7 protein-coding genes are annotated in these 6946 nt (G+C 64.6%); 5 read left to right on the forward strand and 2 right to left on the reverse strand.

Annotated elements, in window-relative coordinates; translation table 11 throughout:
• The first annotated feature begins 13 nt into the window (after positions 1-13).
• Positions 14-952: a 4-hydroxy-3-methylbut-2-enyl diphosphate reductase gene (gene ispH, locus IAI53_RS18360; RefSeq protein ID WP_187719673.1), complete on the forward strand. Its 939-nt coding sequence runs from the start codon at positions 14-16 to the stop codon at positions 950-952.
• 67 nt (positions 953-1019) lie between these two features.
• Here the strand turns inward: ispH and IAI53_RS18365 are convergent, their stop codons facing one another.
• The gene (locus tag IAI53_RS18365) at positions 1020-2120 is read right to left on the reverse strand and encodes an aromatic ring-hydroxylating oxygenase subunit alpha (protein ID WP_187719674.1); all 1101 of its coding nucleotides are present in this window, start codon (positions 2118-2120) and stop codon (positions 1020-1022) included.
• A 126-nt stretch (positions 2121-2246) separates the two neighbouring features.
• On the opposite strand from IAI53_RS18365, the gene IAI53_RS18370 reads away from it, so the two are divergent.
• From IAI53_RS18370 to folE2, 4 genes are all read left to right on the forward strand, one after another.
• A complete protein-coding gene (locus tag IAI53_RS18370) occupies positions 2247-2486 on the forward strand; it encodes an exodeoxyribonuclease VII small subunit (RefSeq protein ID WP_187719675.1) in 240 nt (79 codons plus the stop codon).
• Positions 2483-3382 carry a polyprenyl synthetase family protein gene (locus IAI53_RS18375; protein ID WP_187719676.1) on the forward strand — a complete coding sequence of 300 codons (900 nt, stop codon included), beginning with the start codon at positions 2483-2485 and terminating at the stop codon, positions 3380-3382. Before IAI53_RS18370 ends, IAI53_RS18375 begins: the two co-directional genes overlap by 4 nt.
• 23 nt (positions 3383-3405) lie before the next feature.
• Positions 3406-5268 carry a 1-deoxy-D-xylulose-5-phosphate synthase gene (dxs, locus tag IAI53_RS18380; RefSeq protein WP_187719677.1) on the forward strand — a complete coding sequence of 621 codons (1863 nt, stop codon included), beginning with the start codon at positions 3406-3408 and terminating at the stop codon, positions 5266-5268.
• A gap of 69 nt (positions 5269-5337) precedes the next feature.
• Complete coding sequence (gene folE2, locus IAI53_RS18385) at positions 5338-6147, forward strand: GTP cyclohydrolase FolE2 (RefSeq protein WP_187719678.1); 810 nt, start codon at positions 5338-5340, stop codon at positions 6145-6147.
• 74 nt (positions 6148-6221) lie between these two features.
• Here folE2 and IAI53_RS18390 read toward each other — a convergent pair whose 3' ends face one another.
• Positions 6222-6668: a MaoC family dehydratase gene (locus IAI53_RS18390; RefSeq protein WP_187719679.1), complete on the reverse strand. Its 447-nt coding sequence runs from the start codon at positions 6666-6668 to the stop codon at positions 6222-6224.
• Positions 6669-6946: the final 278 nt, after the last annotated feature.

A 6946-nucleotide genomic window follows, 5' to 3' on the forward strand; every position in this document is an offset into this window, starting at 1 on the left:
AGAGCAAGAGGCAATGAACGACAAGGAAGTGCTGCTCGCCAACCCGCGCGGCTTCTGCGCCGGCGTGGAGCGCGCCATCGAGATCGTCGAGCGCGCGCTGGCGCGCTTCGGCGCGCCGATCTACGTGCGCCACGAAGTGGTGCACAACAAGTTCGTGGTGGACGACCTGCGCGCCAAGGGCGCGGTGTTCGTCGAGGAACTGGACGAAGTGCCGGCCGGCAACACGGTGATCTTCAGCGCCCACGGCGTCTCGCTGGCGGTGCGCGCCGAGGCCGAGCGCCGCGGCCTGCGCGTGTTCGACGCCACCTGCCCGCTGGTCACCAAGGTGCACATCGAGGTAGCGCGCATGCGCGAGGCCGGCCGCGAGATCGTCATGATCGGCCACAAGGGCCACCCTGAGGTCGAAGGCACGATGGGCCAGGTGGGCGACGGCATCCACCTGGTGGAGTCGGCCGCCGACGTCGCCGGCCTGCAGGTCGCCAACCCCGAGCAGCTCGCCTACGTCACCCAGACCACATTGTCGATGGACGACGCCGCGGCCATCGTCACCGCCCTGCGCGAACGCTTCCCGGCCATCGTCGGGCCGAAGAAGGACGACATCTGCTACGCCACGCAGAACCGCCAGGACGCGGTGAAAATCATGGTGCCGCAGGCCGACGTGGTCTTCGTGGTCGGCTCCAGGAACAGCTCCAACTCCAACCGCCTGCGCGAGGTCGCCGAGCTGCGTGGCGTGCCGGCCTATCTGGTCGACAACGCCGGCGGCATTGACCCCGCCTGGCTGGCCGGCAAACGCCGCATCGGCGTGACCGCGGGCGCCTCCGCACCGGAGGTGCTGGTCGCGGCAGTCATCGAGCGGCTGAAGCAACTCGGGGCCGGATCCGTGCGTCAGCTCGATGGCGTACCCGAAAAGGTCACCTTTCCGCTGCCGAAGGAACTGCAGCAGGGAGCGTAACCGGCGCAGTTGCCGCAAGAAGAAAGGCCGGGCAGTGCCCGGCCTTTTCGCTTGGGTCGGAACCGCATCAGAGATGCGGCTCGATGATCCCGCGGTAGAACTCGTGGAAGTGCTGCATGCCGTCCTCGAACGGCGACTGGTAGGGCCCCACCTCGTTGCGCCCTTCCTTCAGCAGCGCCAGGCGCCCGCGGTCCATGCGCTCGCCGATGTCGTCGTCCTCGATGGCGGTTTCCATGTAGGCGGCCTGCTCGGCCTCGACGAACTCGCGCTCGAACTCGACGATCTCCTCCGGGTAGTAGAACTCCACCACGTTGGTCGTCTTGTTGATGTCGGTCGGGATCAGCGTACTCACCACCAGCACGTGCGGATACCACTCCACCATGATGTTGGGGTAGTAGGTCAGCCACACCGCGCCCTGCGCCGGCTTGTTCTCGCCGTAGTAGTCGAGCACCGCCTTCTGCCACTTCTCGTACGCCGGGGAGCCCGACTTGAGCAGCGAGGTAATGCCCACGCGCTGCACCGAGTACCACTCGCCGAACTGCCAGGTGAGATCGTCACAGGTGACGAAGTTGCCCAGCCCCGGGTGGTAGGGCACGACGTGGTAGTCCTCCAGATAGACCTCGATGAAGGTCTTCCAGTTGTAGTTGCACTCGTGGATCTCGACGTGATCGAGCTTGTAGCCGGAAAAATCGAACTCGCCCGCCACCTGCATGCCGGCGAGGTCGGCGTTGGCCGAGCGCGGCCCCTTGAACAGCAGCCCATTCCAGTTCTCCAGCGCATCGCGCTTGAGATTCAGGCAGGGGTTCTCCGGAAAATGCGGCGCACCCAGCAAGGAGCCCTGCTGGTCGTAGGTCCAGCGGTGGATCGGGCAGACGATGTTGTCGGTCTTGCCGGCTCCCTGCAGCATGATGGCCTGGCGGTGGCGGCAGATGTTGGACAACTGATGCACGCCAGCGCCGGTGCGGAACAGCAGCTTGGAATGATCCAGCCACTCGAGCGAACGGTAGCTGCCGACTTCCGGTACCATCAGCTCGTGGCCGACGTACCCCGGGCCGGCATCGAAGAGCAGCTTCTTCTCCAGGTCGAAGATCTTCTCGTCGAAGTACCAGGAAACCGGCAGTTGCGAAACAGCCGGGGCGAGTCGAGCCTTGGAAGCGATGTCGGACATCCCCGAACCTCCTCTTGTGAGCCAGAAATCCGGAAAAATAAACGGGCTAGTTTAAGCCAGAGGCTGTTTGACCGCCAATAGTGCGATCGGTTATTTTTCCCCCTTTACGCAGGACGGTATTGATCCATGGCCCGAGCGGCGCCTGCCCCCGAAAATTTCGAATCCGCCGTCTCCGAACTTGAAGCCATCGTGCGCGACATGGAGAGCGGCGAACTCCCTCTGGAACAAGCCCTCGAGCGTTATCAGAGAGGTGTCGGCTTGCTGAAGTTCTGCCAGAAGACCCTCGCCCGCGCCGAGGACCGCATCCGCATCCTGGAGGCGGACACCCTGCAGCCGATGGCGCCGGCGGACGACAGCAGCACATGAGCACCGATTCCGATTTTCCGCGCTGGATGGCCGCGGTGCAGCAACGCACCGAAACGGCGCTGGGCGTTTTTCTCCCGCCCTCCTCCCAGGCGCCCACACGCCTGCACGAGGCCATGCGCTATGCCGCGCTGGGCGGCGGCAAGCGGGTTCGCCCCCTGCTGGTGCACGCCGCCGGACATCTGGTCGACGCCGCGCCCGACCGGCTGGATCGCATCGCCTGTGCGGTGGAGCTGATCCATGTCTACTCCCTGGTGCACGACGACATGCCCTGCATGGACGACGACGTCCTGCGCCGCGGCAAGCCCACCGTCCACGTCGAGTACGACGAAGCCACCGCGCTGCTGGTCGGCGACGCCCTGCAGACGCGCGCATTCGAGTTGCTGGCCGAGGGTCAGCTTGCCGAATCCCCCGCTGCGCAACTCGGCATGGTCGCGCTCCTCGCAGCGGCCTCCGGATCGCATGGCATGGCGGGCGGTCAGGCCATCGACCTCGCCGCGGTCGGCCACCAGCTGAACCGTGCCGAACTCGAGTTCATGCACATCCGCAAGACCGGCGCACTGATCCGCGCATCGGTACTGCTCGGTGCGCGCGCCGGCCGGCCGCTCGCCGATGCCGATCACCAACGGCTGGACCACTACAGCAAACAGATCGGCCTGCTGTTCCAGGTCGTGGACGACATCCTCGACGCGGAAGCCGACACCGCCACCCTGGGCAAGACGGCCGGCAAGGATGCCGAGCACGGCAAGCCCACCTACGTAAGCCTGCTCGGACTGAACGATGCCAAGGCCTACGCCGAGGAACTTCTCGCCGACGCCCTGTCCACCCTCGCACCGCTGGGTGAACGCGGCGTGCACCTGCAGGCGCTGGCCGAATTCATCGTCAGACGATCGTTCTGACCAACCCCCTTTCCGTCCCCAACATGTCTCCCTACCCGCTACTGGAACGCATCGGCAGCCCAGCCGACCTTCGCGCCCTGGACCGCCGCGAGCTGCGCACCCTGGCCGACGAGCTGCGCGCATTTCTCATCGAGTCCGTATCCAGGACCGGCGGGCATCTGTCGTCCAACCTGGGCACCGTCGAACTCACCATCGCCCTGCACCAGGTGTTCCAGACGCCCGAGGACCGCATCGTATGGGACGTCGGCCACCAGACCTACGGCCACAAGATACTCACCGGCCGCCGCGAAGCCATGGCAGGCCTGCGGCACTGGGGCGGCATTTCCGGCTTCCCACGGCGCTGCGAGAGCGAGTACGACACCTTCGGCACCGCCCACTCATCGACCTCGATCTCCGCCGCGCTCGGCATGGCGGTGGCGGCACGCGACCGGGGCGAGGATCATCGCGCGATCGCGGTAATCGGCGATGGAGCGATGAGCGCCGGCATGGCCTTCGAAGCACTCAACAACGCCGGCGACATCAGCGACGTGAACCTGCTGGTGATCCTCAACGACAACGAGATGTCCATCTCGCCGCCGGTCGGTTCCCTGACCAAGATCCTTGCGCGGCTGATGTCCGGCTCCACCTTCAACGCCGCCCGCCGCGCCGGCGAGAAGGTGCTCGGTGTGGCGCCGCCGATGCTCGACTTCGCGCGCCGTGTCGAGGAACACGTCAAGGGGCTGATCACGCCCGGCACCCTGTTCGAGGAGTTCGGCTTCCACTACTACGGGCCGATCGACGGCCACGATCTCGACGCCCTGATTCCCACGCTGCAGAACCTGCGTCGCCTGAAGGGGCCGCAGTTCCTCCACGTCATCACGCGCAAGGGACAAGGCTACAAGCTCGCCGAGGCGGACCCCATCCTCTACCACGGCGTGTCCAAGTTCGACCACACGGCGGGCATCCAGAGCGGCAAGTCGAGCGGCAAGCTCACCTACACCCAGGTGTTCGGTGACTGGCTGTGCGACATGGCGGCCACCGACCCCCGCATCGTCGGCATCACCCCGGCGATGCGCGAAGGGTCCGGCCTGGTCCGCTTCGCCCAGGAGTTCCCCGAGCGCTACTACGACGTGGGTATCGCCGAACAGCACGCGCTGACCTTCGCCGCCGGCCTCGCCTGCGAGGGCCTCAAGCCCGTGGTCGCCATCTACTCCACCTTCCTGCAGCGCGGCTACGACCAGCTGGTGCACGACATCGCCCTGCAAAACCTGCCAGTGGTGCTGGCGGTCGATCGCGGCGGCCTTGTCGGTGCGGACGGCGCCACGCATCACGGCGCTTTCGACCTGTCCTATCTCACCTGCATTCCCAACATGGTGATCATGGCGCCGGCGGACGAGGACGAGTGTCGCCAGATGCTGTACACCGCAACATGCCATGACGGGCCGTCCGCAGTCCGCTATCCGCGCGGCAGCGGGCCCGGTGTTACCCCGAACCAGGCGATGCGCGCGCTGCCCATCGGCAAGGGCGAAATCCGGCGGACCGGTCGCCGGGTCGCGCTGCTCGCATTCGGCAGCATGGTGCCGACCGCCGAGCAGGTTGCAGAAGAGATCGACGCAACGGTGGCGAACATGCGCTTCGTCAAACCGCTTGATGAGGCCCTGGTGGCCGAGCTCGCCGCCTCGCATGAACTGCTGGTCACCCTTGAGGAAAACGCGGTGATCGGCGGAGTCGGCAGCGAGGTGTCGCGCTTGCTCGATGCGCTCGCACAGCGCCCCCGCCTGCTGCGCCTCGGCCTGCCCGACCGCTTCATCGACCACGGCGATCAGGCCCAGCTGCTGCACTCCGTCGGCCTCGACGCCGAGGGAGTCCTCGCCGCCATTAAGCAGACCTATTCGCTCAATAGTTGAGCGTTTTTGTCGGGAATGCTAGGATTCACGCGTCTCCGACACCCGCCCGTATCTTGCAGAGAACAGCTTATGAAACCCGTTGAGGCGCATGCCATTCCCGACGTCCAGAATAGCGCCGACAGCCGCCAGATCGCGATCAACAAGGTCGGGATCAAGTCCATCCGCCATCCGGTGCGTGTCAGCGACAAGAATGGCGGCGTTCAGCACACCGTTGCCATGTTCAACATGTATGTCGGTCTCCCCCATAACTTCAAGGGGACCCACATGTCGCGCTTCATCGAGATCCTCAACGGCAACGAGCGGGAGATCTCGGTCGAATCGTTCGAGCCGATGTTGCGCGAGATGGTCAAGCGCCTCGAAGCCGAGACCGGCCACATCGAGATGACCTTCCCGTACTTCATCAACAAGTCGGCACCGATCTCCGGCGTGCAGAGCCTGATGGATTACGAGGTCACGTTTACCGGCGAGATCCGCGAAGGCGGCCAGTACGAATTCGATATGCGCGTGGTCGTGCCGGTCACCAGTCTCTGCCCGTGCTCGAAGAAGATTTCCGACTACGGCGCCCACAACCAGCGCTCACATGTGACCGTTACCGCCACCACGAACGCGCACCTGTGGATCGAGGAACTGGTGCAACTCGTCGAGAGCCAGGCGTCCTGCGAACTCTATGGGCTGCTCAAGCGTCCGGACGAGAAGTTCGTCACCGAGCGCGCCTACGACAACCCGAAGTTCGTCGAGGACATGGTCCGCGACGTCGCAGGCTTGCTCAACGCCGAGCCCCGGATCGATGCCTATATCGTCGAATCCGAGAACTTCGAATCGATCCACAACCATTCGGCGTACGCCCTGATCGAACGCGACAAGCGCGTGCGCAGCTGACCTCGGGCCTCGTGAACAACGAAAGGGGGTAAGCGCGATCCGCGCCTACCCCCTCTTCTTTTCGAGCCGTAAAATCAGCCGCGGGCCGGAATGAAGATCTCGGCTTGCCCGTCGAGAACCACCTTGCCCGCAACCGTGCACACAGTGTCGAACAGCACGCGACGCTTCTCGGCATTGAGCTCTTTCACGGTGACGCGCGCGACAACCGTGTCACCGACCTTGACCGGCGCCTTGAACTTGAGCGACTGGGACAGATAGATGCAGCCCGGCCCGGGCAGCTTCGTTCCGAACACGGTGGAAATGAAGGCCGCCGACAGCATGCCGTGCGCAATTCGTCCGCCGAACATCGTGGACGCTGCGAACTCCTCGTCCAGATGAACCGGGTTCGTATCACCCGAAACGCCGGCGAACATCAGAATATCCGCCTCGCTCACCGTCCGCCCGTAGGCCGCACTCATGCCGATCTGCAAGTCGTCGAAGTCATGGCCGTAGAACTCGCCGAATTCACGTGCAACACTCATCTCGCATTCCCCATTATCGTTGTATCGAGCCGTCGCGCTGCGCAACGGTACGCCCGGGTGAGGAGGGCGCACTTCGAGCATACCCGATGCAGGTGAGCGTGTCGTGACAGCCTGCACGGCCGAGCAGGCGCCTTGCAGATTTCTTGCTTGATTGGGTAGACGGCCAAACGCCGCTGGATCGTTGTGATCGAGCGGCGTTTGTTTGTGGGTTAGTCTGACGATGACCTACTTTCGCGAGGGTATCCTCACTATCATCGGCGCGTTCTCGTTTCACGGTC

Origin of the sequence: Thauera sedimentorum, from assembly GCF_014489115.1 — a bacterium.
GTDB classification, from domain to species: Bacteria; Pseudomonadota; Gammaproteobacteria; order Burkholderiales; family Rhodocyclaceae; genus Pseudothauera; species Pseudothauera sedimentorum.